Origin of the sequence: Rhodococcus sp. MTM3W5.2, from assembly GCF_001984015.1 — a bacterium.
Taxonomy (GTDB): Bacteria; Actinomycetota; Actinomycetes; order Mycobacteriales; family Mycobacteriaceae; genus Rhodococcus_G; species Rhodococcus_G oryzae.
Genome location: NZ_CP019572.1, coordinates 4,421,491 through 4,446,514 on the forward strand (window position 1 = coordinate 4,421,491; position 25,024 = coordinate 4,446,514).

General features: G+C 68.8%; 21 protein-coding genes, 1 tRNA gene and 4 pseudogenes. 10 read left to right on the forward strand and 16 right to left on the reverse strand.

The window, feature by feature from the left end:
• Positions 1-196: 196 nt before the first annotated feature.
• The 4 genes and pseudogenes from ilvA to BTZ20_RS20005 all read right to left on the reverse strand — a co-directional run bounded on the left by ilvA (position 197) and on the right by BTZ20_RS20005 (position 4,648).
• A pseudogene (ilvA, locus tag BTZ20_RS19990) lies at positions 197-1,359 on the reverse strand (threonine ammonia-lyase).
• Positions 1,360-1,500: 141 nt separating this feature from the next.
• Positions 1,501-2,658, reverse strand: coding sequence for a cystathionine gamma-synthase (locus tag BTZ20_RS19995; RefSeq protein WP_077042560.1), 1,158 nt, complete (start codon positions 2,656-2,658; stop codon positions 1,501-1,503).
• A gap of 21 nt (positions 2,659-2,679) precedes the next feature.
• Positions 2,680-3,222: a hypothetical protein gene (locus tag BTZ20_RS20000; protein ID WP_145982364.1), complete on the reverse strand. Its 543-nt coding sequence runs from the start codon at positions 3,220-3,222 to the stop codon at positions 2,680-2,682.
• A gap of 43 nt (positions 3,223-3,265) precedes the next feature.
• On the reverse strand, positions 3,266-4,648 hold the full coding sequence (locus tag BTZ20_RS20005) for a cystathionine beta-synthase (protein WP_077042562.1): 1,383 nt from the start codon (positions 4,646-4,648) through the stop codon (positions 3,266-3,268).
• Between the two features lie 172 nt (positions 4,649-4,820).
• On the opposite strand from BTZ20_RS20005, the gene BTZ20_RS20010 reads away from it, so the two are divergent.
• From BTZ20_RS20010 to BTZ20_RS20020, 3 genes are all read left to right on the forward strand, one after another.
• Complete coding sequence (locus BTZ20_RS20010; RefSeq protein WP_083742972.1) at positions 4,821-5,879, forward strand: SGNH/GDSL hydrolase family protein; 1,059 nt, start codon at positions 4,821-4,823, stop codon at positions 5,877-5,879.
• A gap of 64 nt (positions 5,880-5,943) precedes the next feature.
• Complete coding sequence (locus BTZ20_RS20015) at positions 5,944-7,161, forward strand: acetyl-CoA C-acetyltransferase (RefSeq protein ID WP_077042563.1); 1,218 nt, start codon at positions 5,944-5,946, stop codon at positions 7,159-7,161.
• Between the two features lie 154 nt (positions 7,162-7,315).
• Entirely contained in the window at positions 7,316-8,185 is an 870-nt protein-coding gene (locus tag BTZ20_RS20020; protein ID WP_077042564.1) for a hypothetical protein, read from the forward strand.
• Between the two features lie 78 nt (positions 8,186-8,263).
• Here BTZ20_RS20020 and BTZ20_RS20025 read toward each other — a convergent pair whose 3' ends face one another.
• Positions 8,264-9,115 carry a Bax inhibitor-1/YccA family protein gene (locus BTZ20_RS20025; RefSeq protein WP_077042565.1) on the reverse strand — a complete coding sequence of 284 codons (852 nt, stop codon included), beginning with the start codon at positions 9,113-9,115 and terminating at the stop codon, positions 8,264-8,266.
• 247 nt (positions 9,116-9,362) lie between these two features.
• Between BTZ20_RS20025 and BTZ20_RS20030 the strand changes: the two genes are divergently transcribed.
• Positions 9,363-9,704: a hypothetical protein gene (locus tag BTZ20_RS20030; protein ID WP_077042566.1), complete on the forward strand. Its 342-nt coding sequence runs from the start codon at positions 9,363-9,365 to the stop codon at positions 9,702-9,704.
• 12 nt (positions 9,705-9,716) lie between these two features.
• On the opposite strand, the pseudogene BTZ20_RS20035 reads toward BTZ20_RS20030, so the two are convergent.
• Positions 9,717-10,852 (reverse strand): annotated as a pseudogene (locus BTZ20_RS20035) (class I SAM-dependent methyltransferase).
• Between the two features lie 171 nt (positions 10,853-11,023).
• On the opposite strand from BTZ20_RS20035, the pseudogene BTZ20_RS20040 reads away from it, so the two are divergent.
• Positions 11,024-12,435 (forward strand): annotated as a pseudogene (locus BTZ20_RS20040) (WS/DGAT/MGAT family O-acyltransferase).
• An 87-nt stretch (positions 12,436-12,522) separates the two neighbouring features.
• Here BTZ20_RS20040 and BTZ20_RS20045 read toward each other — a convergent pair.
• A complete protein-coding gene (locus BTZ20_RS20045; RefSeq protein ID WP_077042567.1) occupies positions 12,523-13,236 on the reverse strand; it encodes a M23 family metallopeptidase in 714 nt (237 codons plus the stop codon).
• 529 nt (positions 13,237-13,765) lie between these two features.
• On the opposite strand from BTZ20_RS20045, the gene BTZ20_RS20050 reads away from it, so the two are divergent.
• Entirely contained in the window at positions 13,766-15,151 is a 1,386-nt protein-coding gene (locus BTZ20_RS20050) for a wax ester/triacylglycerol synthase domain-containing protein (RefSeq protein WP_077042568.1), read from the forward strand.
• Here the strand turns inward: BTZ20_RS20050 and BTZ20_RS20055 are convergent.
• Positions 15,142-16,668, reverse strand: coding sequence for a glycoside hydrolase family 30 protein (locus BTZ20_RS20055; RefSeq protein ID WP_189636517.1), 1,527 nt, complete (start codon positions 16,666-16,668; stop codon positions 15,142-15,144). The two genes, BTZ20_RS20050 and BTZ20_RS20055, sit on opposite strands and share 10 nt — an antisense overlap.
• A gap of 201 nt (positions 16,669-16,869) precedes the next feature.
• On the opposite strand from BTZ20_RS20055, the gene BTZ20_RS20060 reads away from it, so the two are divergent.
• Together BTZ20_RS20060 and BTZ20_RS20065 are read left to right on the forward strand one after the other, a co-directional pair.
• Entirely contained in the window at positions 16,870-17,136 is a 267-nt protein-coding gene (locus BTZ20_RS20060) for a hypothetical protein (RefSeq protein ID WP_145982365.1), read from the forward strand.
• A 348-nt stretch (positions 17,137-17,484) separates the two neighbouring features.
• Positions 17,485-17,856 carry a hypothetical protein gene (locus BTZ20_RS20065; RefSeq protein ID WP_145982366.1) on the forward strand — a complete coding sequence of 124 codons (372 nt, stop codon included), beginning with the start codon at positions 17,485-17,487 and terminating at the stop codon, positions 17,854-17,856.
• A gap of 10 nt (positions 17,857-17,866) precedes the next feature.
• On the opposite strand, the gene BTZ20_RS29930 is transcribed toward BTZ20_RS20065, so the two are convergent.
• A complete protein-coding gene (locus tag BTZ20_RS29930) occupies positions 17,867-18,376 on the reverse strand; it encodes a DUF1214 domain-containing protein (protein WP_411269160.1) in 510 nt (169 codons plus the stop codon).
• Positions 18,377-18,434: 58 nt separating this feature from the next.
• Positions 18,435-19,466 (reverse strand): DUF1254 domain-containing protein, encoded by a 1,032-nt coding sequence (locus BTZ20_RS29545; protein ID WP_411269087.1) that lies wholly within the window; start codon positions 19,464-19,466, stop codon positions 18,435-18,437.
• 6 nt (positions 19,467-19,472) lie between these two features.
• Between BTZ20_RS29545 and BTZ20_RS26905 the strand changes: the two genes are divergently transcribed.
• The gene (locus BTZ20_RS26905; protein WP_145982367.1) at positions 19,473-19,772 is read left to right on the forward strand and encodes a hypothetical protein; all 300 of its coding nucleotides are present in this window, start codon (positions 19,473-19,475) and stop codon (positions 19,770-19,772) included.
• A 65-nt stretch (positions 19,773-19,837) separates the two neighbouring features.
• Here BTZ20_RS26905 and BTZ20_RS26910 read toward each other — a convergent pair whose 3' ends face one another.
• Positions 19,838-20,035, reverse strand: a complete 198-nt coding sequence (locus BTZ20_RS26910; RefSeq protein ID WP_145982368.1) for a hypothetical protein — start codon at positions 20,033-20,035, stop codon at positions 19,838-19,840.
• Positions 20,036-20,435: 400 nt separating this feature from the next.
• On the opposite strand from BTZ20_RS26910, the gene BTZ20_RS20085 reads away from it, so the two are divergent.
• Positions 20,436-20,804 carry a hypothetical protein gene (locus BTZ20_RS20085; RefSeq protein ID WP_411269088.1) on the forward strand — a complete coding sequence of 123 codons (369 nt, stop codon included), beginning with the start codon at positions 20,436-20,438 and terminating at the stop codon, positions 20,802-20,804.
• Between the two features lie 588 nt (positions 20,805-21,392).
• On the opposite strand, the gene BTZ20_RS20095 is transcribed toward BTZ20_RS20085, so the two are convergent.
• The 5 genes and pseudogenes from BTZ20_RS20095 to BTZ20_RS20115 form a co-directional block, all read right to left on the reverse strand.
• Positions 21,393-21,466 (reverse strand) — tRNA-Leu (locus BTZ20_RS20095).
• A 147-nt stretch (positions 21,467-21,613) separates the two neighbouring features.
• A pseudogene (locus BTZ20_RS20100) lies at positions 21,614-22,407 on the reverse strand (M23 family metallopeptidase).
• 382 nt (positions 22,408-22,789) lie between these two features.
• Entirely contained in the window at positions 22,790-23,734 is a 945-nt protein-coding gene (locus tag BTZ20_RS20105) for a Ppx/GppA phosphatase family protein (RefSeq protein WP_077042574.1), read from the reverse strand.
• Positions 23,731-24,288, reverse strand: coding sequence for a DUF501 domain-containing protein (locus tag BTZ20_RS20110; protein ID WP_077042575.1), 558 nt, complete (start codon positions 24,286-24,288; stop codon positions 23,731-23,733). The genes BTZ20_RS20105 and BTZ20_RS20110 overlap by 4 nt, the downstream gene beginning before the upstream one ends.
• A complete protein-coding gene (locus tag BTZ20_RS20115) occupies positions 24,285-25,022 on the reverse strand; it encodes a septum formation initiator family protein (protein ID WP_077042576.1) in 738 nt (245 codons plus the stop codon). Before BTZ20_RS20115 ends, BTZ20_RS20110 begins: the two co-directional genes overlap by 4 nt.
• Positions 25,023-25,024: the final 2 nt, after the last annotated feature.

Here is a 25,024-nt window from a genome sequence, read left to right on the forward strand (position 1 = left end):
GAACAACGCCACCGGGGCGAGCGCCCGGGCCTACGCTTGACGACATGGCGATTCGATCCGGGCCCGAGATCGGCGCCGCAGACTTCGTCGGAATCGACCACGACGCAACGGGTTCCGCCCGGCTACTGGCGGCTGCGCCGCCTGTGCGCGGTTGACGAGTGTGAAGACTCGTTGACCGCGCACGGGCGCGGAGCGCCTACTCCTGCACCCGCGCGGCGAAGCCGGCGGTGTCGAGGGCGCCCAGCACCTCGTCCCGGTGGTCGGGCCCCTGGTCTCCAGGGTCAGCAGCACCTCCACCTCGTCCAGGCCGAGGTCGCGGGCCGTCCGCGAGTGCACCACGTCCACCACGCTGGCGCCGCGCGCACTCACCACACCGAGCAACCGCACCAGCCCGCCGGGCCGATCCGGGATGGTGACGCGCACCACCAGGTAGCGTCCGGCGGCCCGCAGACCGTGGGTGATCACGTGGGTGAGCAGCAACGGGTCGATGTTGCCGCCGGACAGCACCGCGCACACGGGCCCCTCCAGCCGCAGTTGCTCCGCCGCGCAGGTCATCAGGGCGGCCACCGCCGCAGCCCCCGCCGGCTCGACGATCAGCTTGGCCCGCTCGCTGCACAGCAACAGGGCCCGGGACAGCGCGTCCTCGCTGACCGTGACCACCTCGTCCACCAGGGCGTTGACATGTGCGAACGGCACCGCACCCGGGAGCCCGATGGCGATCCCGTCGGCCATGGTGGACAGGGCCTCCGCCTCGACGGGGGCGCCCTCGGCGAGCGACCTCGGCCAGGCCGCCGCCTGCTCGGCCTGCACGCCGACGAGGCGCACGCGGCGGCCCGAGTCCCGGACCGCCGCCGCGATCCCGGCGAGCAGCCCGCCGCCACCGGTCGGCACAACGATGGTCCCGACCGCTGGCAGCTGCTCGAGGATTTCCAGCCCGACGGTGGCCTGGCCCGCGACCACGTCGACGTGATCGAACGGGTGGATGAGCACGGCGCCCGTCGCGGCGGCGAACTCCTTGGCGGACACGAGCGCCTCGTCGACGGTGTGCCCGCGCAGGTGGACCGTCGCGCCGTACGCCTTGGTCGCGACGAGCTTCGGCAGCGCCGCCCCGACCGGCATGAAGACCGTGGACTCGATGCCGAGCCGGCTGGCGGCCCAGGCGACGCCCTGGGCGTGGTTGCCCGCGCTGGCCGCGACCACGCCGCCCGCCCGCTGCTCGGGGGTCAGGTTCGCGATCCGGTTGTAGGCGCCGCGGGGTTTGAAAGAGCCTGTGCGCTGGAGATTTTCACACTTGAGCCACACGTCGTGGGCGCAGCGCTCCGAGAGCACCCTCGACGCGAGCATTGGTGTCCTGCGCATCACCGGGGCGAGCCGGTCGGCCGCCGCCGCGATCTGGTCCCTCGTCACGAGTTCCACAGCGCCAGCGTAAGGCGCCTGCGGCGCCCGTGCGCGGTCGACGAGTCCTGAGACTCGTCAACCGCGCACGGGCAGCGGAGCTGCCTACTTCAGTGCCTGCTCCACATCGGCGATGAGGTCGGCGGCGTCCTCGATGCCGACCGAGAGCCGGACCAGGTCGTCCGGCACCTCGAGCGCGGAGCCCGCGGTCGACGCGTGGGTCATCGCGCCGGGGTGCTCGATCAGCGACTCGACACCGCCGAGGGACTCGGCGAGGGTGAAGATCTCGGTCCGCGAGCAGAAGTCGAGCGCGGCCTGCTTGCCGCCCTTGAGGCGCACCGAGATCATGCCGCCGAATCGGCGCATCTGCTTGGCTGCGACCTGGTGGCCCGGGTGCGACTCGAGGCCGGGGTAGATCACCTGAGAGACCGCGGCGTGGCCGGTGAGCAGGTCGACGATCTGCTCGGCGTTCTCGCTGTGCCGCTCCATCCGCAGCGCGAGGGTCTTGATGCCGCGCATGGTCAGGTAGGCATCGAACGGGCCGGGCACCGCGCCCGCGCCGTTCTGCAGGAACGCGAAGGCGGTGTCGAGTTCCTCGTCGTCGGTGACGAGCGCGCCGCCCACGACGTCAGAGTGCCCACCGATGTACTTGGTGGTCGAGTGCAGCGCGATGTCGGCGCCGAGGCCGAGCGGCTGCTGCAGGTACGGCGACGCGAAGGTGTTGTCCACCACCAGCTTTGCCCCGGCCTCGTGCGCGACCCCTGCGAGTGCCTCGATGTCGCCGATGTTGAGCAGCGGGTTGGTCGGGGTCTCCACCCACACCAGCTTGGTGTTCGGGCGGATCGCGGCGCGGACCGCGTCGACATCGGACACCGCGGCGGGGGTGTGCTCGATGCCCCACTGGGTGAACACCTTGTCGATCAGCCGGAAGGTGCCGCCGTAGGCGTCGTTCGGGATCACCAGGTGATCACCGGGACGCAGGACCGAGCGCAGGAGGCAGTCCGTGGCCGCCATGCCGGACGCGAACGCGCGACCGTAGGTGCCCGACTCGAGGGCGGCGAGGTTGGCCTCGAGCGGACGCCGGGTCGGGTTCCCGGTGCGCGCGTACTCGAACCCGCTCCGCATGCCGCCGACGCCGTCCTGGGCGAAGGTCGAGCTGGCGTAGATCGGCACGTTCACCGCACCGGTCAGCGGATCCGGCTCGTACCCGGCGTGAACGGCCCTGGTGGAGAACCCCTGCTCTGCGTTGCTGTGCTCGCTCATGCCGGTAAGCCTAGCGAGCCGCTATTCGGTCAGTAATCGGGCAACCGCGAGCAGCCCGTCGATGTACTCCGATTCCGTGTACCCCTGGCTGCCGTGGCTGCCTGCGTCGACACTGCGGCCGGCCATCGTCAGCGTGTACACGGTGTCGTTGACCTTGATCACGAGCCCACCCAGCGCGTCGGCGCGCGGCTCGTCGACCACGCCGAGGCTCGCCTTCCCCCTGGAGGCCTCGAGCATCGCCTCGGTGAACCCGTTGGCCTTGACGCTGACGAAGAGATTGCGCTGGGTTCCTGTGAAATCCCCGTCCGACCACAGGCAGAGCGGGTCCGTGGAGCCCGGCAGGGTGGTCTGGTTCGCCAGGGACATTCCTGCCACCAGGCCACCCAACGCCCCGGCCATCGTGGCGCAGTCCGGCGCTTCGCCCGCGGACAGCGCCACCGCGGCACCGCCGTCCGAACCCTCCGACTCCGCGACCGGTGTCCCGCTGGTCACAGTCGAACATCCGGATACCAGCACCGCGGTCGCCGCGGCGACCATCCCCACCCGAGATCTCATCTCCCCCATGCGGGGATCCTAACGGCACCGGGCGGGGCGGGCTCAGGTCGAGCTATCCCCCGGCGCTGAGGAATCCGAGCAGGTCGTGCCGGGTGATGACGCCGACGGGCTTGCCGTCGTCGACCACCATCAGCGCGTCCGAGTCGCCGAGCGCCTTGGTCGCGGCGGTCACCGGCTCGCCCGAGCCGATCAGCGGGAACGGCGGGCTCATGTGCTTGGCGACCGGATCGGCCAGCTGCGCCCGGCCCTCGAACACCGCCGAGAGCAGGTCCCGCTCGCTGACGCTGCCTGCGACCTCGCCCGCCATCACCGGGGGCTCGGCGCCGACAACCGGCATCTGCGAGACGCCGTACTCGCGCAGGATCTCGATCGCGTCGCGCAGCGTCTCCGACGGATGCGTGTGCACCAGGTCGGGCAGCTCGCCCGACTTGCCCCGCAACACGTCGCCGACGGTCGGCTCGTGGACCTTGCCGTCCAGCGGGGTGCGCAGGAAGCCGTACGAGGCCATCCACTTGTCGTTGAAGATCTTCGACAGGTAACCGCGGCCGCCATCGGGCAGCAGCACCACGATCACCGCGTCGGGCTCGCGCTCGGCGACCCGCAGCGCGGCCACCACGGCCATGCCGCAGGAGCCGCCGACCAGCAGGCCCTCCTCGCGGGCAAGGCGCCGCGTCATGTCGAAGGAGTCGGCATCGGAGACCGCGATGATCTCGTCGGGGACCGAGGGGTCGTAGGCGGTGGGCCAGAAGTCCTCGCCGACGCCCTCGACCAGGTACGGCCGACCGGTGCCGCCCGAGTACACCGAGCCCTCCGGGTCCGCGCCGATGACCTTGACCTTGCCGCCGGAGACCTCCTTGAGGTAGCGACCGGTGCCGGTGATCGTGCCGCCGGTGCCGACGCCGGCCACGAAGTGCGTGATCTTGCCCTCGGTGTCCCGCCAGATCTCAGGGCCCGTGGTCTCGTAGTGGCTCGCCGGCCCGCCCGGGTTGGAGTACTGGTTGGGCTTCCAGCCGCCGGGCAGCTCCCGCGCCAGCCGGTCGGAGACGTTGTAGTAGCTGTCCGGGTGCTCCGGTGCCACCGCGGTCGGGCACACCACGACCTCGGCGCCGTAGGCCTTGAGGACGTTGCGCTTGTCCTCGCTGACCTTGTCCGGGCAGACGAAGACGCACTTGTAGCCGCGCTGCTGCGCGACAAGCGCCAGCCCGATGCCGGTGTTGCCCGACGTCGGCTCGACGATGGTCCCGCCGGGCTTCAGCTCGCCCGACGCCTCGGCGGCGTCGATCATCTTGACCGCGATCCGGTCCTTGGAGCTGCCGCCCGGGTTGAGGTACTCGATCTTGGCGGCCACCAGGCCCGAGCCGGGCTCGACCACCGAGTTCAGCTTGACCAGCGGAGTATTTCCGATGAGGTCGGTGACATGATCCGCGATGCGCATGCCTACATGGTCCCAGAGCGCGCGACGGGGGCAACACCAGGTCCCTCCTCGAGCGTCGCTCCGCCCGCTCCGATCTTGATGTCGGGTCCCCGAGCGCAGACCCCACGCCGCGCGAGCTTTCGCACTAGATTTGTGGCCGGGTAGCACTCGCGACGAGCGGAGGGTGGATCCGGTGCCCACCAGCGGATGGAAAACGGCCGCGAAAGCAAGCGCGGCAGCGGTCGTCGCGGGGTCCTCGGCAGGCACGGCGTCGTGGGCGCTCTACAACTACCTGATGGGCCAGGCCACCGCCGCGCGCGGCGTGATCGGCCGCAACGTCGCGAAACCACCCGAGGCCGACGGCATCTACACCGCCGGGTGCGACGCGCCCGAGCGCTGGCGCCTTGGCGCGGAATTCGACATCCACCTGATGATCTTCGGCGACTCGACCGCGGCAGGGGTCGGCTGCGCGATCCCCGACGAGGTGCCGGGCGTGCGGATCGCCCGCGGCCTCGCCGAGGAGACGGGCAAGCGGATCTGGTTGTCCACCAAGGCGATCGGCGGCGCCACTTCGAAGGGGCTCAAGGGGCAGGTCGATGCCATGTTCATCGCGGGCCCACCACCGGACGCAGCGGTGATCCTGGTGGGCGCCAACGACGTCACCGCCAAGAACTCGATCCACTCGTCCGCCCGCAGGCTCGGCGACGCGGTGGCGCGGCTCCGCCAGGCAGGCGCGGTGGTGGTCGTCGGTACCTGTCCGGACCTGGGGGTGGTCACGGCGATCCCGCAGCCGCTGCGATCGGTGGTGCGCGAGTGGGGCCACCGGCTGGCCCGCGCGCAGGCGGCGGCGGTGCTGCGAGCCGGCGGCCATCCCGTCGCCCTCGCCGACCTGCTCGCGCCGGAGTTCCTTGCCGCCCCGGACACCATGTTCTCCGCCGACCACTTCCATCCCTCGGCGGCCGGGTACGAGCTCGCGGCGCAGCAGTTGCTGCCCGTGCTCGCCACCGCGCTCGGGGAATGGGAGGGCGGTCCGCTGCCCGAGCTGCCCGAGGTCTCCGAGGCCGCGGAGTCGCGCCGGATCTCCGCCCGGATCACCGAGGCCGCGAACCGGTTCCTGTGGCGCCGGGACACCGAGCGCCGGGCCAGCAGGGGCGAGCCGGGGGCCGATCAGGTGGCCCCGGAACCGACCTCCGGAGTGCTCAAGATCGTCGATGACCGACGGCGTCGTCAGCGCGCCGCGAGCGCCACGTAACGTCTGGGTCAAATCCACAGTGTGTGGCACCCACCATGCACCCCGATTACTGCAAGGAGTTCTCATGCCTGAGGCCGTCATTGTCTCCGCTGTACGTTCGCCCATCGGCCGGGCCGGCAAGGGTTCGCTCAAGGACATCCGTCCCGACGACCTGGCCGCCCAGATGGTCGCCGCGGCCCTCGCGAAGATCCCGGAGCTCGACCCCGCCGACATCGACGACCTGATGATGGGCTGTGGCCAGCCCGGCGGCCAGTCGGGCTACAACATCGCCAAGGTCGTCGCGACCGCGATCGGCTACGACTTCCTGCCCGGCGTCACCGTCAACCGCTACTGCTCCTCCTCGCTGCAGACCACCCGGATGGCGATGCACGCGATCCGCGCGGGCGAGGGCGACGTGTTCATCTCGGCGGGCGTCGAGTCCGTCTCGTCCTTCACCACCGGCACCGCCGACGGCTGGCCGAACACCAAGAACGCCCTGTACGCCGACGCGCAGGCCCGCACCGAGCTGGCCGCGCAGGGTGGCGTCGCGTGGAAGGACCCCCGCGAGGACGGCCTGACCCCCGACATCTACATCTCCATGGGCCAGACCGCGGAGAACGTCGCCTCGCTGACCGGCATCAGCCGCGAGGACCAGGACCGCTGGGGCGTCCGCAGCCAGAACCGCGCGGAGGAGGCCATCAACCGCGGCTTCTTCGCCAACGAGATCACCCCGGTCACCCTCGCCGACGGCACCGTCGTGTCCACCGACGACGGCCCGCGCGCAGGCACCAGCTACGACAAGATCAGCCAGCTCAAGCCGGTCTTCCGTCCCGACGGCACCGTCACCGCCGGCAACGCCTGCCCGCTCAACGACGGCGCGGCCGCGCTCGTCATCATGAGCGACACCAAGGCGAAGGCCCTCGGCCTGACCCCGCTGGCACGCGTCGTCGCCACCGCAGCGAGCGGCCTGTCCCCCGAGATCATGGGCCTCGGCCCGATCGAGGCCGTCAAGAAGGCCCTCGGCTACGCGAAGATGACCACCTCGGACATCGACCTGTACGAGATCAACGAGGCGTTCGCGGTGCAGGTCCTCGGATCCGCCCGCGCGCTCAACCTCGACGAGGACAAGATCAACATCTCCGGTGGCGCGATCGCCCTCGGCCACCCGTTCGGTATGACCGGTGCCCGCATCACCAACACCCTGCTCAACAACCTGCGTGAGCAGGACAAGACCTTCGGCGTCGAGACCATGTGCGTCGGCGGCGGCCAGGGCATGGCGATGGTGCTCGAGCGCCTGAGCTAGTTCCTCTGCACCACCGCGAACGGGCGGTTACCGGGACAACGGCCGAGAGGCCTCCCCGGTAACCGCCCGTTCGCCATCTGTGGACAACGTCGCGAGTTGTGCACATGTCGCCTGGCACCCCTTTACGGTGGTGCGGGCCCGGCAGGGTTAGGCGATGGGGACCTTCGACGCGCCGTTCCGTGGTTCGATGGCCATCGCCAACGGCGGGCTGACTGAACACCAACTTCGCCGTGACTTCACCCGCCTCTACCGCGACGTCTACGTGGCCAAGCGTGTCGAGCTCACAGCCGCTGTACGCGCCCGCGCCGCGTGGGTCTTCGCAGCCCCGGATGCAGTCCTCACCGGGTTCTCGGCGGCGGCCCTGCACGGTTCCAAGTGGATCGACGCGTGCGCGCCCGCCGAGGTGATCAGGTCGGGGCATCACCGGCCGGCCCCGAATCTGCTCGTGCACGATTACCGCCTCGAACCCGGCGAGAGCACCTTCGGCGAGGGAATGCGGGTAGCGACGCCGGCACGGACGGCGTTCGACCTCGGGCGACGCCTCCCCCGGCGCGAGGCGATCGTGGCGCTCGACGCGCTCTGCCATGCCACCGGCCTGAAGCCCGAAGAAGTAGGCATCCTCGCGGACCGGCACCCGGGTGCTCGCGGAATCGCCGCGCTGCGGTCGATCCTCGCCGATGTCGACGGCGGTGCCGAGTCCCCGCCCGAGACCCACACCCGGCTGGAGATCATCGACGCCGGGCTGCCCCGACCGGACACCCAGATCGTGCTCGTCGCGGAGGACGGCTGGGAGTTCGCCCGCGCCGACATGGGCTGGCGGGTGTGGCGGGTGCTTGTGGAGTACGACGGCGAACACCACTGGAAGCAGCGCCGCCAGCGGGCATGGGACATCGAGCGCCTGGCGAGAATCGAGGCGCTCGGCTGGACGGTGGTGCGGGTCGGGGCAGAGTTGCTCTACGACCGACCGGCCGCGCTGGTCTGGCGGGTTCGCGAGAAACTCCTGGCCGCCGGGGCCCCGGTATGAAAACGAAAGGGCGGTTATCGAGGAGGCCTCTCGGCCGTTGCCCCGGTAACCGCCCGTTCGTGGTCAGGCGTGCGGTGACTAGTCGCTGTTGAAGTAGCTCAGCAGTCGCAGGATCTCGACGTACAGCCACACCAGGGTGACGGTGAGACCGAACGCGACGCCCCAGGCCGCCTTCTCCGGCGCCTGCGCGCGGATCAGCTGGTCGGCGGCGTCGAAGTCCAGCAGGAAGCTGAACGCGGCGATGCCGATGCAGACGAGGCTGAAGATGATCGCGAGTCCGCCGCCGTCGCGGAGGCCGAGGCCACCGGGCGTGAAGAAGCTGGCGATCAGGTTGCCGAGCGAGAGCACCACGACACCGATCAGTGCGCCGATGATCATCCGGGTCAGCCGCGGGGTGACGCGGATGGCGCCGGTCTTGTAGACCACGAGCATGCCGAAGAACACGCCGAAGGTGCCGAGCACTGCCTGGGCGATGAGGGTGGAGCCGCCGGTGCCGCCGAACGTGATGTCGGTGAACATGAACGACAGCGCGCCAAGGAAGACGCCCTCCGCCGCGGCGTAGGCCAGCACGATCGCCGGGTTGTCCATCTTGCGGCCGAAGGTCGCGACCAGGACCAGGACGAGCCCGATGAGTCCGCCGCCGATCACGAACGGCGTCGCGAGGTCGACGTTCGAGTTGACGAGCACGTAGGAGATGATCGCCGCGACCGTCAGCACGCCGAGCGTGATGCCCGTCTTGGTGACGACGTCGTCGATGGTCATGGCCCGCTGAGCAGGACCTGTCGTGTACGGCTCAGCCTGCGTGTACTGGGGCTGACCGAACTGCTGTGTCATCTGCCCCGCGCCTGCCGCGGCAGAACCGAACGAGGCGTATCCGCTGCCCTCCTGCTTGGGGAGGTTGCGGAACACCGGGTTGCTGGTGGTGCGCACCGTGCGTGTCCCTTCTATAGGTGGATCCCTGGGGATCCTGCCGTGCCGCTGTGGCCCGACCGCGACGGGAAATCCCGTTCTGTTGGTAAAACGTCTCACATGTGACCGTAAGTTCCCAGCGCTTCGAACTTAAACGAGTCGCCAACAGGAACAGTGGGGACTCTACCGGGCCGGGATCGCGCCCGCCTCGCACGAAAACGAGGTTCACCTGGCACGACATTGCACCCAACGGTGGCATTATTGACACATGAGCACCGAGGACGGCCCGGGCCAGACCCTCAACGCCAGCGAGTCGCTCGACTCGGACGAGGTTCGCAACGACGACGGCGACGATGTCGTCGACGCCCCCGATCACTGGAGCGAGGCCGATCGCTTCGGAACGACCGCGGCCGAGGCCGCCGCGGGCGAGACCCTCGACGAGCGGCTCGCCGAAGAAGAGCCCGACACCCCGCTCGACGACGACGGTCAGCAGCCGGGCGATCCCGAGTCCGTCGAGGCGGAGGTGGTCGACGGCGTCATCATCGAGGACCTCGGCATCAACCGCGACCAGTTCGACGGCGACCCGATCGGCGGCGGGCCGGTCAAGTAGCGGGCCGAACCGTCACGCCCCTTTGACCGACCGGGCGACCGTGAACTTCGGGTTCCTCCCGATCAGTTCGGTGGGGCCGACCGACTTCCTGAGCGCACCGCGGTATCCCAGGTGTGAGTTGTAGACGGTCCACAGCTCACCCCCTCGCGCAGCACCCGGCCCGCGCCGCGGAACATCGACAGCGCCGCCCCGGTGTGGACGGCCGCACCCACGTGAAACGGCGGATTGCAGACGATCAGGTCGGCCGTGGCATCGCCGAGGGTGGACATCGCATCGTCCCGCAGCGCGGTCACCCGGTCGCCGACACCGTTCGCATACGCGGTCGCCGCCGTCGACGCGACGGCCGCGGCGGACTGATCGGTCGCGATCACCCGCATGTCGTCACGGGAACGAGCCAGGGCCACTGCGAGAATCCCTGTGCCGCAACCGAGGTCGACCGCCGATCGCGCATCAGGGTTCATCCGGGGCAGGTAGTCGAGCAGGAACCGGGTTCCGATGTCGAGCTTGGTGCCCGCGAAGGCGGCCCCGTGCGCGACCACCTCCATGTCGAGCTCGCCCAGGTGCTCGCGCAGCGGGTAGGTCGGCTCGGCGGGCGGATCGAGCGGGCCGCGGGCGACGAGCACCCGGGACTTCTGCCTGCCACGGGTGGCATGCACGTCGCCGAAGCTGCGGGCGAGCACCTCGTTCATCGCGGGGGTGATGTGCTTGTCGCGGCCGCCCGCGTAGATCACCACCTCCGGATCGGCGTGCCGGGCGACGGCCTCGGCGATCTCGGCGAGGGCGGCCAGGCTGCGCGGCAACTGGACCAGCACCACCCGCGCTCCCGAGAGCAGGGACTCGTCCAGCCCGCAGGACCGGTAGGCCTCGCGCAGCCCGGCTCGCGCAGCGTTGTGCGACAGCGCGAGCTCGCCGGTGATCGGGTCCTGGTGAACCCGGACGTCGGTGACGCCGAAGCCCGCGATCGCCCCAAGGGCGAGGGCGCCGTAGTGGTCGCCGATCACCGCGACCGTCGCGTCCGCCGCGGCCTCCAGCGACGGGCCCGCCTCGTCGAGGATCAGCCGATCCGCGGCGTCGACAGCGAACAGGTTCGGCGCCTCCACGTCGGGGAACCGACGCAGTCGGGACAGGACTTCTTCGGGGACCGGCACCGCTCGATTGTTCCAGGTCCCGGCCGCGACATGGACGAGCGACCACCTCGGCCGTCCGTCCCATGACTGGACAAGTGACAAGTAGCGGGGCGATACACGAACGGGTACAACAAATTCGACAGAATCCACAATCCGACCGGGGCAGCGGTCGAGAACCCAGGAGGGCCGCCCATGCCGCTGTCTATGTCTCCCGCCGACTCGATGTGGCTGCTGGCAGAATCGCGCGAACACCCCATGCACGTCGGCGGGCTGCAGCTGTTCGAGCCGCCGGAGGGCACCACCGCCTCCGACGTCCGCGCGGCGTTCGATGCCGCTCTCGCGAATGATACTGCGGCACAAAGATTCCGCCAGCGGCCGACGCGCTCGTGGTCCACACTCGGACAGTGGGCATGGGAGGAGGACAACGGGTTCGACCTCGGGTATCACGTGCGCCACGACGCCCTGCCGCAGCCCGGCGGCATGCGTGAACTACTCGACCTGTGCTCCCAACTGCACTCGGCCCCCTCGACCGCCACCGTCCACTGTGGGAGATGCACCTGATCGAGGGCCTGAACGATGGCCGATTCGCGGTGTACACGAAGTTTCACCACGCATTCGCCGACGGGGTCTCGGCGATGCGACTGCTGGCGCAGTCACTGAGCGAGGACCCGACGGACCGGGCGATGCCCGCCGTCTGGGACATGAAGGACCCGGAGCCTGCGCGCCCCGCATCGGACGAACCGGCCGTCGAGACCGGTGACGGTGGCGGCGTCCTCGGACTGCCCGCCGCCGCGGTCCGCGGGGCCGCGTCGCTGCTGGGAGGGGCAGCCGGGCTCGGCTCGGCGCTCGCGGGCACCGTGGTCCGCGCGCTCCGCGAACAGGGCGGCTCCCTGTCATTTGCGGCCCCGAACACCATCCTCAACGTGCCCATCGCCGGGGCACGGCGCTACGCCGCGCGGTCCTGGCCGATCGAGCGACTCCGCCTGATCGCCAAGGCGTCCGACGCCACCGTCAACGACGTGGTGCTCGCGATGTGCTCGGGCGGCCTGCGCACGTATCTGCAGTCGCAGGAGGCCCTGCCCGAGGTCCCGCTGATCGCCGCCGTGCCGGTGTCGCTGCGCGGCGGCCCGGACGAAAGCCAGGCGGGCAACTCGTTCGGCGTGCTGATGTGCAACCTCGCGACCCACTCCGCCGACCCGGCGCAGCGGCTCGAGACCGTGCGAACGTCGATGCTCGAGGGCAAGGAGTCGATGATCGGCATGAGTTCGTCGCAGATCCTCGCGGTGAGCGCGGCCGGAATGGTGCCTGCGGCGCTGCACGTGGTCGCGGGCAGCAGCGGGGCGGTCCGCCCGCCGTTCAACGTCGTGATCTCCAACGTTCCCGGCCCCCGCACACCGCTGTACTGGAACGGGGCCCGGCTCGACGGGCTGTATCCGATCGCGTTCCCGCAGGAGGGCCAGGCCCTGAACATCACCTGCACCAGTTCCGACGACGCGATCGCGTTCGGGCTGACCGGCTGCAGGCGGGCATTGCCGGACGTCGAGGCGATCCTGGGCCACCTCGACGCCGAGCTGCACGCACTCGAGACGGCCGTCGGCATCTGAGACGCCGAGCGCGCGGGGCGTGAGCATCGCAGTCTTCCGACAGCGTGCCCACGCCCCGCGCGTGGTGGTCCTCAGCCTCGACGAGGGTTAGGCGCTGCCCCAGGTCACCGCGACACCGTTGGCCGCCAGCCACTCGCTCGGGTCCTGCTGCACACCGTTCGCGTCCCACACCTCGAAGTGCAGGTGCGGTCCGGTGGACTGGCCACGGTTGCCGACGGTGGCGATCTGCTGACCGGCCTCGACCCGCTGGCCGACGTTGACGGTGTACTCGTTGACGTGTCCGTAGACGGTGACGGTGCCGTCGTCGTGACGCACGCGGACCCACAGCCCGAAGCCGGAGGCCGGGCCCGCGGAGATGACCTCACCGTTGGCAGCGGACATGATCGGGGTGCCGAGGTTGGCGCCGATGTCGATACCGCCGTGATGCGAGCCCCAGCGAGCGCCGTAGCCGGAGGTCATGTGGCCGTTGACGGGCTGAACGGTGCGCGCCTTGAGCGGGGCGACCGACCCGCCGGGGTTGAGCGCGCGGAGCTGGTCGTTGACCCACTGCTGCGCGCCGGTGATCTCGGGCAGCGGAGCCGGTGCCGCGGGGGCTCCCTGAGGAAGCAGTTCCTGCGGAAGCTGGAAGGGCACGGCGGCGAAGGCCTGGTGATCGATCGGCGCGGCGGTCGCGGTGGCGGATCCGAGCTGCATGCCGCCGACCAGGATCGCGCCGGTCGCGACGGCGACGGTTGCGCCCTTCAGGCGACGCGCGGTGGTGATCGAGCTGGAACGATTGAACGTCCTGCGGAGAGTTCCCACAGTCTTTTACCTCATCTTCGTTGGCTTCTTGGTCGCACCTTTTGGGCCGTGCAACCTCGGACCCCCAAAACGAAGGTAACGAAACGATATCGATACGTCCACCGTGATCAGATCTTTATCTGAATACGATCTTGATCGCGCCAAACGCGATCGACGAGCCCCACGGTGCGTCCATCAACCCGACGCGACGTGCCATCCCACCTGCAGTAAGTCGCCGCTGCCGCCCGTCACGCAGATAGAAATAGGTGGTCAGCCGTTGAAACCCGCGCGAGACGGTTTGAGTAACGACGAGATAACAAACCGGCCGGTTTTGCGTCGACCGCGGGCCGAGCCACCCAGTTTCGAGCGCCGGACCACGGCAAAGAATCAGTGACCGACGTCACCCGACAGGCGGCGCCCGATTGACCGAGATCGGGCAATGAGGGTGCTATGAGTGCGCCGGCGGAAGTTCGGCGTGGGCGCCAGCCGAGGATCGAACTGGGCGGTACGTTTACCGGGCCGCCGACGCTCGGCCCGAGGGGGACTCACGATGCAGGTCGATCCGCGCGACGCTGTGTTCGCGTACGTCGAGACGCCGGCGGCGAATCAGACCTCCGTCTCGACCTACGCCTTCGACTCGGGTGGGCGCCCCCGGCCGAGCCGGGACGAGCTGCTGCGGTGGATCACGGAACGGGCCGGCCGGATCGGCATCCTGCGCCAGCGCATGATCCGTGTTCCCTTCGACCTCGATCACCCGTACTGGGCCGAGGATCCCGCGTTCGCAGCCGAGGACCACATCGTCTTCCACGACGGGCGAGGCTGGGAGGAACTGCGGACGCTGCTGGCGGACATCCAGCGGCGGCCCTTGAACCCGTCGCGGCCCCTGTGGGAGATCCACGTCGTCACCGGGGTCGCCGGCGTCGACGAGATCCCGGGCGACGCCACCGTGGTGGCCATCAAGATGCACCACTCGATGGCGGACGGCGGCCTCGGCGCCCGGATCTCCCGACAGCTGTTCACCGAGAACCTGCCAATCGATGAGCGCCCGGCCGCGGTGGCTGCGATTCCTTCCCGGTACTCGATGGCCGCCGCCGCGGTTTCCTCCCTACCCCGGAACCTCTGCCTGCTCGCCGGCGTCGTACCCCGGGCGCGACGGGTCCAGCGACTGATGCGGGCGGAGCGCGCGCAGGGGATGTACGAGGCTCCCGCCGCGCTGCGCCCGCGCACTGTGCTGAATCAACCCCTCGGCCCGGATCGCGTCTTCGACGCCGTGTTCTTCTCGGTCCCCGAGCTGCGGGCGATGCGGAGCGCGATCGGCGGCGTAACCGTCAACGACCTGATGCTCACGATCGTCGGCTCGACCCTGCACAGATATCTGTGCGAGGTCGGCCCCGCGCCGGACGGATCGTTGGCTGCCGGGGTCCCGCTCTCGACCCGCGATGTCACCGAGGCGACCTCCCGGAACCGGTTCGTCACCCTCGCCGTGGACCTGCACACCGACCTCCCCGACCTCATCGAGCGTGCCCGGGCGATCCATCGCTCGGTACTGATGGACACGGCGCGCAAGACCGGCCCCGGCGAGACGCAGTTCGACGCGCTCGCCAATTCGATCCCTGGGTTCGTGGTGCGGAACGGCCTCCGCGTCCTCGGCGCGCTCCCCACCCGGCGGTCGTCGACCATCCGGCTCGCCAACACCCTGGTCACCAACGTGCCCAAGGGCCCAGCCGACATGGTGCTGTGCGGGTCCACCGTCGCCGCGAACTTCGGGGTGGCCCCGCTCGTCGGCCTCGGCGGCGTGGTGCACTCGGTGAGTTCGGTGGGCGATTCCCTGGCGGTCAACATCACCGCGGACCCGCGGCAGCTGCGCGACGACCGTCGCTACGCCGAGTTGCTGCGCGAATCGTTCGAGAACCTGAAGGCCGCCGCCTACTCCTGAACCCGCTGCTCGCCGGTTCCGTTCCATACCAGAGTCGCGGTGGCGCCGTCCGGCAGCGAATAGGTGACCTGGCGGCCCGATTCGGTGACCGTGAAGGTGTGGTCCGCGCCGTCGTTGGCGGTGACGACGAGCACGCGGCTGCCGTCCGGGTTCTCGAAGGCGACGTCCTCTAGACCGCAGCGGTGGCCGGAGACCGGGGTGGTGAGGCACGCACTGGGTGTCGACGACGCGAGCCGACGCGAGCCGGGCCGGATGAACTGACTGAAGTGCGCGAGCGCCCAGTAGTCGGAGGTCAGGCTGTAGGTGCCCTTGTCAGTGTCGACGGCAACAGGCGCGATGCAGTCCTGGCCGGCGTACGGCGCGACGATTCCCCGGCAGCCGTTGCCCATTTTCGGGCCGCCGTCCTGATCGAGCACCGCGTTCCACAGCTGTACACCGCCCGCACCCGCGCGCAGCGATCGGATCATCATCTGTTGCGGGTCGACATTGCTCAGTTTGCTGGAGCACTCGGTGACCAGCTGTTCTTTGCCCGGATAGGCGCGGGTCTGTACCTCGATGCTCGACGGGTCGGTCAGGTAGCAGTGGTAGGCGAAACCGGCCACCTGCTCGCCCGCCACGCCCATGACACTAGGGATGTAGACCTCCGACCGCTGGAAGCCGTCGTCATAGGCCAGCACACCCGGCGACAGGCCGGCCTCGGCCAGCGCAGGGGCGAGGTGATCGCGGATGAGGATCCCCTGCTGAATCGGGTCCATGAAGCTCTCCGGAATGCCGATGACGAAGGCCAGCGGCGTCAACGGCTCGTTCTGGATGCCGAGGTAGTCGACGCCGATTCCCTGGTCCCGGTAGGCCTGCAGATACTTGACCAGGTAGTTTGCGTACGCGCCGTAGTACTCGGGCTTCAGGTGGCCCAACGGCCCGGTCTTCGTGACGAGCGCGTCATCGGACTTCATCCAGGCCGGAGGCGTCCACGGGTTGGCCATCACCTTCATGTCGGGATTCATCTCCAGCGCTTGCTGGATCGCGGGTATCAGGTATTTCCGGTCGCGATCGATGGAGAAGCCCGACAACGACGGGTCGCTCCCGCCGGGTGGCTGGTCGTCGAGGGTGGCGGGCTCGCCGACCACATAGTCGGTGGCGCCGATGGGAATCCGCAGAAACGACAGTCCGATCCCCTCGTCGGGCGAGAACAGCGAGCGCATCACCTCGTTGCGTGTCGCTGTGGGCAACTTGTCCTGCAGCAGGAAGGCCGAGGACTCGGTCATCGCCACACCGAAGCCGGCCGTGAGGGTCTGGCCCTTCGCTCCGGGATCGACTTCGATGCGCTCTCCGACCGGTGCAGCCGCTCGCCCGAAGGCCAGATCGGGCTGGCGCGCCAGCGTCGAGCTCAGGTCACGAGTGGTGAGGTAGACGGAAACCTCGTCGCCCGTCGATGCGATCGCCTGCGGTGCTTGCAGATTGGCGGCAATGAGAACTCCGACCGAGCCGATGAGGGCTCGTCGGCTCCATTCGGCCACCACTGGCGCGGCCGCTCGACGTACGTTCATGCACTTCCTCGAGTTCGTGAGATGGAGCGGCTACGAGCCGGATTCGGGACGGAGCCTACCGAGTACTCGGTCAGCTCGTTCGGGGATTCGACGATCCCGCGAAAGTCGGCCGAGCGTCGCTCTCTGGTGCGACACTTGCCAGCTTCTTCTCGCGTCGCCACAATGGCCGCGGTGCGCGCAAGAATCGCTGACCCCGCCTTTCAGTGGGCGGCCCTCGAGTCCTGGATCCTCGACTGGGAAGTATCGGCGGAACCCGACTCGGTCGTGCTCGGGAAGTGGGAGGTCGGCCTCGCCGAATCCGCGACCCGTATCGACAAAGGCGTGGTGTGGTGCCCGCGCAGGGGCGTCGTGATCACTCCCACCGGATACTCGGACAAACGGGTCACCGATCTGCTGCGCCAGTCCACCGCCGCCTTCGCCGGCATCGACCTGCCCTGAGCCGACACCCTTCGGACGGCGAGCCTTTTTGTGCCAACTCATGTAGCGCGAAAACGTGTTTCACCTCGGTGGAAACCAAGCGTTCCATTGGTGGCCAACACGTGTGACGTGGAATACCTTTGGCTCCGCCGCCTCAACCGGAGGCGCGCCAACGAGGGAGAACCGTCACCAATGGCATCGCACACAGCACCCCGGATCAGGTCGGCCGCTATTCGAGCCGTGGCAGCAGCCGCCCTCGCAACAGGCGTGGTCGCGGCCGCCCTCAAGAGGTACGGCCTCCCCGCCATGCGCTGATTTCCACAGCGGTTGTCCACAGCCTGCCCAGGGCGACGCCGATACGATCGAACCGTGCTCGGGATACCCATGGCGGTGGCCCGATTCAACTACCGGTTCGCGCGTCTTCCGTTTCAGCTGATCGAGGACATCGGCGCAACAAGGCTCGACGAAGGCGCGGCGCTGAGACTGGGATACGAGCGAATGCTCATCTATTGCGACCGTGCCGCCGCGCTTCTACTGCATGACGAGTCCGCCGCCATGCGGGCCCGCGATCTGCGCGAACAAACGAACCCGGCCCGGATCGCCCTGGTGCTCGAGCAACGTCAGGCCGAGCTGCGGGAGCATGTCAAGGACGCGGACGAGGTGCAGCTCCTCCGCGGGCACCGCGCCAAGTTCATGCACCGCCACCAGGCCTTCCGAGGCGAGACGCCGCCGCGCTCCTGACGGGCGATCCTCAGCTTGCTTCTTCGATCTCGCCGGGCTGCCAAGACTTGTCGAACCAGGGCTGGAGCGGGCCGTAGAGGCGGAGAATCGGGAACCAGCTCTTGTGGGCGACGGTCTGGATCCAGTTCGATTCCTTGCCTTGGGGCGCGGTCGGACCGAACCACAGCACGATCGATCCGTCCTGCTCCTCCAGGACGGTGCCGCTGAGGCTCATCAGGCTCGGGTACGGGTTGTCCGTCTGCAGCAGCGACCGCGTCTGGGTGTCGTAGACGTCGACCGACCAGAAGTTCTTCGCCGGGGGTTCGGCGGGAGCACCAGCCGGTAGGTCTTCGCGCCGTCCAGCAGGCGCCCCTGCGAGTCCTCGGCCGTGTAGGTGTAGGCGGAGCCAGCCCCCACCTGGGCGTGGGCCATCGCCGGCGTGATGACGGTGGCCGCGTAGTGGAACAGCGTCCTGGCGTCGAGCATCCGGGCCTGTCCCCGCAGGAACTCGTAGCTGCCCCCGACGAACGCCTCCTTCCAGGACCCGCCGTCGAAGGTGAAGTTCTCCGCGCCGCGCGGGAAGTACACCAGCGCGCGGCTCATACCCGCGGCCGTCCTCGCCGCCGAGTCGAGGATCGCGGTGAGGCGCTCGTCGGGCGCGAAGGGGCGCCCGTGCTCGATGCCGATGGCCGCGAGCTGGCCGGCCCGCTCGGGGTCGAGTGAACCGTCCGGCTCCTCCTGGACGAGTTCGTCGATCTCGTGAAAGAAGGAGATGTCGTTGGCGTGGACGGTGTTGAACACCTGCTCCGCGAGGTTGACGAAGGCCATCTCGGGGGCGCGCCCGCGTCGGAGAGCCGGTAGACGCGGGACCGCTTGACGGCCCCGATCCCGTCGAGGGCGCGGATGACCACCCAGTTGGTGAAAGTGGGTGTGCGACAGATGTAGTAGCCGTCGGGCTCGTCGCCGGTGTATCCGGGCGGGAGGAACAGGTACTTTCCGCCCTGCCCCTTGTCCGGCCCGGCGATACCCATGTCCGTCACGTATCGGAACCAGAAATCGTCGACGACGCACAGTGAGTTCGTCGGCGGCTCGATGACCACGGGCCCGTCGCGCAGGTCGATGAACATCGTCCCGTAGGCGGTCGCGGTGTTCGGGGTAAGGAACAGGCTTCCCGAGTTGGCCCTGGGATCGGTGACGCCGAGGACGCCCAGCCCGTCGACGCCGACACTGCGGAGGCCGCGCCTCATCGCCACAAGAGACGCTCCGGGCACGGCATTGAGGAAGGCGTCGATGCCCCGGACGAAATCCAAACCGTCGTACAGCTTGCGGGTCGACTCGGGTAGCGGCACGCCGTCGAAGAACTCGAATGCGCCTAGCGGTGTCTCCACGCGGTCCGGGACACCAATCGCGGTCAGCGCTGCAGTCAGATCAACGGATCCGGAACCATCCATGCCGTTTCTCTCCTCTATTCGAGCGATCGAGGAGTTCAGATTTTCTCGGATGTGCCACCGACACCTCATCCGGCATGGGTGAAACCCAAATGGGAGGCCATCGGCCAAATCTGGAGAACCGTCCAGTTTTGTACGCGCGAGTAACGACTTGCTCCATCTACGGTGAGTTCGCGCCACCATCCCTCGATGAGTGACGTAGGCCCCGTCGACAAAGCCCCCTGCGTCGGCGGGGCCGCCTATGTCATCCCGCCAGAACTCCCATCACTGACGGGCGCCCGCAGTCCCGAGGAGAAGGCGATGAAGATTCCGGTGTGGATCGGCACACCCCTGGTGCTCGCGTTGGCGACGACCGACGCGGTCTTGGACCTCCAGACTCGCGCCGTGGGCTCGTTGACGCGAGCCGTGATGCGCCGGATGTTCGTCGGCATCCCAATCGAGGCGCCCCACCCAACGCGCGAGAGGGACGACATCCCTAGGTCTGCGTAGCGCCGCACTGGGGCAGGCTCGATGAGTCCGCCCACCGCCCACCGGCATCACCGCGCCGTATCGAGTCATTCCTGTTTGAGCTCAGGGTGGCGCCGGAGCAATTCGCTCTCGACTCGGCGCAGCGAGGAGATCTCTGCGTTCACGTCGTCGAGCTGTCGCCTCGATCGGTCCAGGAGAGCTTCGAGTTCGCGGACTCTGAGCAGGAGCTCCTCCCGCTCAACCAGCAGGCGAGCAACTTGTTCCGCAGCAGGGTTACTGCTCATCTGCCCATGGTAGGGCGGGGCAAATTCATTGTGATCGAGTAACGGCGCGAGGCGGTGGGCGCCCGGATCCTGACGGCGGAACAGCACCGACCAGTGCCCCCCAGCCGGACTCGAACTAACGGCACTGACCCGCCACATGAAACGGGTCGCTGACCAGTGCGATCCGCGACCCGATGGCTGGCGCCGTTGTCAGCTGATACCCACTCCACCTCCGATACCGAAGTTGATGCTCAGCCAGTGCAGGAAGGCCTGCATCGCGACATTGAAGTCGACGCCGACGGAACCCATCATTCTCACCACCCTTTGGTTGACAGCCCCCTCCGCTGGGTATATCGCCGTGCCGGGTATCCCCGTTTCCAGGGACCTCGGCCGCCGCGGGGCGTCGGATACGATCGAAGCCGTGCTCGGCCTCACGCTGGCGATGGCCCGATTCAACTACCGGCTCGCACGCCTGCCGCTCCAACTGATCGAGGATGCCGCTGTGGCGCGGCTTCCCGAGGAGTCAGCGCTCCGTCTCGGATATGAACGAATCCTCATCGACTGCGATCACGCGGCCGCCGAGTTGCTGCATGACGAGTCGGCAGCGGCGCGCGCCTGCCGGCTCCATGAGCAGACTGCCCCGGCACGCGTCACCCGCGCACTCGAGCTGCGCAGAGTCGAGCAGCACGAAGAGTCCGTGAATGCGGCCGAGGCGGAGCTGCTCCACGGGCATCGCGAGAGATTTCTACGACGCCTGCGAGAACACATCTCTCAGAGTCCGCCGAGGTGACGGCAAACAATTCAACCGCGCGTCCAGGCTGCGTCCGCTCTGCGGGCAGGTTGAGGAAGTGCTGGCCCACTCTAGGCATTCGTAGGGAATCCGGCCTCCCCGCCAAGCAAACCTCGGCGGGGAGGTCAGACGCCGGATCAACCGTTATCCGCGCGGTCCCGAATCGACACGGACACCTAAGAGAGTCCTACTGCATCGATCTCCCGCTCAACGGAACAAACACTCAGGGTGAAGGCATCGGGCGACCTGTTGTGGCCTTCGCAGTCTGGCGGTCATTTGCGATCGCCGTGCGCGTGCGACCGAGGGCGTCGATTCGACTACGCCCGAGTTTCCACGGGTCACCGCGCGTGACCTTCGGCATACGGCCGCGTCGCTGGCGGTCTCATAGGGCGCCAACGTCAAGGCCGTCCAGCCGATGATCGGCCATTCGACAACAGCCATGACGCTGGACGCCTACGCAGATCTGTGCGAAGGCGACCTCGAGGACGGGGCGAAACGCCTCGATGAGTGTGTGGGCAAAGGCGCGAAAGCTTCTCAAGTCTCGCAGGAAAACGACTCTGCCCCGCGACTCTGACTAAAAACACGTAGTGCCCCCAGTCGGACTCGAACCGACACTCGGCGGATTTTAAGTCCGCTGCCTCTGCCAATTGGGCTATGGGGCCGCGGCGCCGACACCGCGACAGCCGCTACCGGTCCGACCGCGGGAAACGGTCGAACTGGACACGTGATGCTAGCGTGTCCGCCACACCGATCGGCGCAAACCGCGTACACCAGTCAGGCCGGCAGCTCAACCCTGGGAAAGATCGAGGCTAGTCGCCGTTCCAGGTCGGCGAAACGCCACGCTCCTGGAGCCACTGGGCCGGGTCGATCTTCTGCCCGTCGGGATTATGAACCTCGAAGTGCAGGTGTGGCCCTGTCGACTGACCACGATTTCCGACGGTTGCGATCTGCTCACCGGCCGCCACCTGCTGGCCGATGTCGACCAGGAACTCGTTGATGTGGCCATACACCGTGGTCGTTCCATCGTCATCTTGTACGCGAACCCACAGCCCGAAGCCTGACGCCGGACCCGCAGAAATGACAGTGCCGTCGGTGGCTGCCTGAATCGGGGTACCGATCGGCGCCGCGATGTCGATACCACCATGCTGCGTCCCCCAGCGCTGCCCGAAGGGGACGTCAGCGTGCCCGATACCGGCTGCACGGCTCGGGCCGCAATCGGATTGTTCGACGGGAGCGCGCCGAGCTGCTCTTCCGCCCATTGCGCGGCGCCTGCCGCGCCGGGCACCTCGACCGGGGCTACCTGCGGCACCACATGAACCGGCGGCACCCGGAAGGCCGGGGGTACCGGAAGAACCGCGGGCGCCTGGTTGACCGGGGGAAGCTGAACGCCCTCCGGCAACAGCGCATCCGGAATCTCGATCGACGGCAATCCGGGTATCTGAACCGGAACTGCCGACGCGGTCGCACCTAGCTGCGTGCCTCCGACCAGGATCGCGCCCGTCGCGGCGGCAACCGTGACGGCCTTGATCGGACCCGGACCGGCCGGCGCGCGGTGGCGACCGTGCGCAGCAGCCTTGGCTTGCGCGGCATTCTTGCCCCGCACGGCAACCCTGGCCTGTGTGGTGACTTCGACGAAACCCGCGACGGTCGGCAAGCAATGGCGGCCGTACGGCGCGCCCGCAACCGGACCGCTGTCGACCGGCAAGCGGTGCCGGCCATGGTCAACCGGCGAGCTGTGCCGGCCATGCCTGGGGAGTGGATCGATGATGAAGTTCGAATTGCCCGTCCCGTGGTGATTTCCCACAGCACTACCTTCTTTTCGTTGGCTGGGCCGCTCCTGATCGCGAACCCTCGAGCCCCCGTGACGAAGATAACAAAACCGCATCAATCTCGGTTACTGTTACGAAATCTTTATCAAGATCTTCTTCCCCTGGAACTCACACTGGGGTATCCGCTACCAGGGGGCGCCGACGAATCAAGGCGCACTACAGGATCGAGAGTGCGATCCCGTCGAGGATGTCGTGCTCGCTGACCACCAGTTCGGTGATCCCCGCCCGGCGCGCGAGCTCCTCGGCGAGGACGTCGGAGACGATCGCTCCCCCACCGATCACGTCGACCCGACCCGGGTGCATCGGCCCGAGGGCGGCGCGCTGGTCGTGGGTCATGTGCACGAGCGAATCGTTCACCTCGTGCAGTCGCGGCAGCGTCATCCGCGACAGGTGCACCTTCTCGGCGTCGTAGTGCGGCAGCTCCAGTGAGACCGCGGCGATGGTCGTCATCGTGCCCGCCACGCCGACCCAGGTGTGTGCCTGCTCCACCGGCACCACATCGAAGGCCTCGGTGAGCTTCGCCAGCGCGAACTCGCGCGCCTGCGCGATCTGCTCGGCCGTCGGCGGGTCGTCGTGCAGGCAGCGCTCGGTGATCCGCACGCAGCCGATGTCGGTCGAGTGCGCCGCGTGCACCCCGCCGCCGTCACCGAGGACCACCTCGGTGGATCCACCGCCGAGATCGACGACAACGAAAGGTCCTGCGGCAGGGTCGAGTTCGCCGACGGCGCCCGCGAAGGACAGCCGTGCCTCCTCGTCCCCGGAGATCACCTCCGCCTCTGCTCCCTCGATCACGGCGCCGAGGACCTCCCTGGTCATCGCGAAGAAGTCCTCGCGGTTGGAGGCGTCCCTGGTCGCCGACGTCGCGACCATCCGGACCGCGGTGGCACCGGTCTCGCGAATCATGTCCGCGTACTCCTGCAGCGCGACCCGGGTGCGTTCGATGGCCTCGGGCGCGAACGCGCCGGTGGCGTCGACGCCCTGCCCGAGGCGCACGACCCGCATCTCACGCCGAACGTCGTGCAGGCGTCCCGCCGCATCGGCGTCCGCGATCAGCAGGCGGATCGAGTTGGTACCACAGTCGACGGCGGCGACCCTGGTCATTCGTCGTCCCCGGTCTCACCGGGTCCCTGGTAGACGGGCCAGTCCGCCGGGATGGCGGTGCCGCGCAGCTTGCCCTGTGCGGCCAGCGCGACCGACTCGTCGCCGAGCGGGTTGAGCCCCGGCCCCTTCGCCAGCGAGTGCGCCATCAGCACGTGCAGGCACTTGACCCGGTCGGGCATGCCGCCGCCGGTGAAATCGGTTCCGAGCGAATCGATCTCGTTCCGCTCGGCGAGGTAGGACTCGTGCGCGCGGAGGTAGGCCTGCGCCAGCTCCGGATCGTGCTCGAGGCGCTCGGTCATCTCGCGCATGACCCCGGCCGACTCCTGCCGGCTCGCCTCGGCGGTGAGGCGCGGATCGGTCAGGTAGTACAGCGTGGGGAACGGCGTGCCGTCCGGCAGCCGGGGCGCGGTCTTGACCACGCCGGGCGTGCCGTCCGGCGCCCGGTAGGCGATGGCGAGCACGCCGCGCGGATCGCGGCCGAGCTGCGCGGCCACGGCGGCCAGGTCGTCCTGGGACACCGCGGGGCGGGAAGTGCTGTCAGCCGGATCGGTCACCCGACGGGCCCTCCTTGATCGTGAGGAATGGTCATCGAACCCGCGCCGGTCGAATCCGGTGCGGGCGGTGGCGGTCCCTGAACTGGCGGCGCTGGCGTCGCGCTCGGTTCCGGCTGCGGCTCCACGATGGGCCGCCACAGGTCGGTGTACCAGGGATCCCCGGTGCGCTTGCGCTCGCTGAGCTGCTCGGGCCTGGTCGCCACCTCGACCGGCAGCTGCACCTGGAACGGCGTCTCGCCGGGCTTGACGTACTGCAACCGCTCCCGGGCCTCGGCGGAGATGTACGCGGGGTCGTCGTTCTGCTGCTTCTGCCGGGTCAACTGCTTGAGGTCTTCCTCGAGTTCCTGCTGCTGCGCGGCAACCCGGTCCGCCTCGCTGCGCTGGGTGAGGTAGTTGCGCAGCGGGACGGCCAGGGTGAGCGCGAGGGCGCAGACCACCACCGCCAGCATCACCGCCTTGCCGGTGGACAGCCCGAGGATGGTGCGTTCGGGCTTGTCCTCGCCCGAGGAGCCGGCCCGCGAACCCCGTGCGCGGATGGGCTTCTCGCTGGAGGACTCGGGCTCGAACTCCGGTGCGGGCTTACCACCCGCGGCGGGGCCGGAGCCGGGAGCCGACGCGGTAGGTCCGGTCGTACGGCCGCGCGACGGACGCCGCGCAGCCGACTCGTCGCGGGTGCGACGGGAGTCCCGACCGGCCGGGCTGCCGCCCGGACGTGACCTACCGCGTTGGCTCATAG

Coding starts and splice junctions, on each gene's coding strand:
- BTZ20_RS19995 (WP_077042560.1), bottom strand. CDS start 2,658: ATGAGCGAGCACAGCAACGCAGAGCAGGGGTTCTCCACCAGGGCCGTT.
- BTZ20_RS20000 (WP_145982364.1), bottom strand. CDS start 3,222: ATGGGGGAGATGAGATCTCGGGTGGGGATGGTCGCCGCGGCGACCGCG.
- BTZ20_RS20005 (WP_077042562.1), bottom strand. CDS start 4,648: ATGCGCATCGCGGATCATGTCACCGACCTCATCGGAAATACTCCGCTG.
- BTZ20_RS20015 (WP_077042563.1), top strand. CDS start 5,944: ATGCCTGAGGCCGTCATTGTCTCCGCTGTACGTTCGCCCATCGGCCGG.
- BTZ20_RS20020 (WP_077042564.1), top strand. CDS start 7,316: ATGGGGACCTTCGACGCGCCGTTCCGTGGTTCGATGGCCATCGCCAAC.
- BTZ20_RS20030 (WP_077042566.1), top strand. CDS start 9,363: ATGAGCACCGAGGACGGCCCGGGCCAGACCCTCAACGCCAGCGAGTCG.
- BTZ20_RS20050 (WP_077042568.1), top strand. CDS start 13,766: ATGCAGGTCGATCCGCGCGACGCTGTGTTCGCGTACGTCGAGACGCCG.
- BTZ20_RS29545 (WP_411269087.1), bottom strand. CDS start 19,466: ATGGTGGCGCGAACTCACCGTAGATGGAGCAAGTCGTTACTCGCGCGT.
- BTZ20_RS26905 (WP_145982367.1), top strand. CDS start 19,473: ATGAGTGACGTAGGCCCCGTCGACAAAGCCCCCTGCGTCGGCGGGGCC.
- BTZ20_RS26910 (WP_145982368.1), bottom strand. CDS start 20,035: ATGAGCAGTAACCCTGCTGCGGAACAAGTTGCTCGCCTGCTGGTTGAG.
- BTZ20_RS20105 (WP_077042574.1), bottom strand. CDS start 23,734: ATGACCAGGGTCGCCGCCGTCGACTGTGGTACCAACTCGATCCGCCTG.
- BTZ20_RS20115 (WP_077042576.1), bottom strand. CDS start 25,022: ATGAGCCAACGCGGTAGGTCACGTCCGGGCGGCAGCCCGGCCGGTCGG.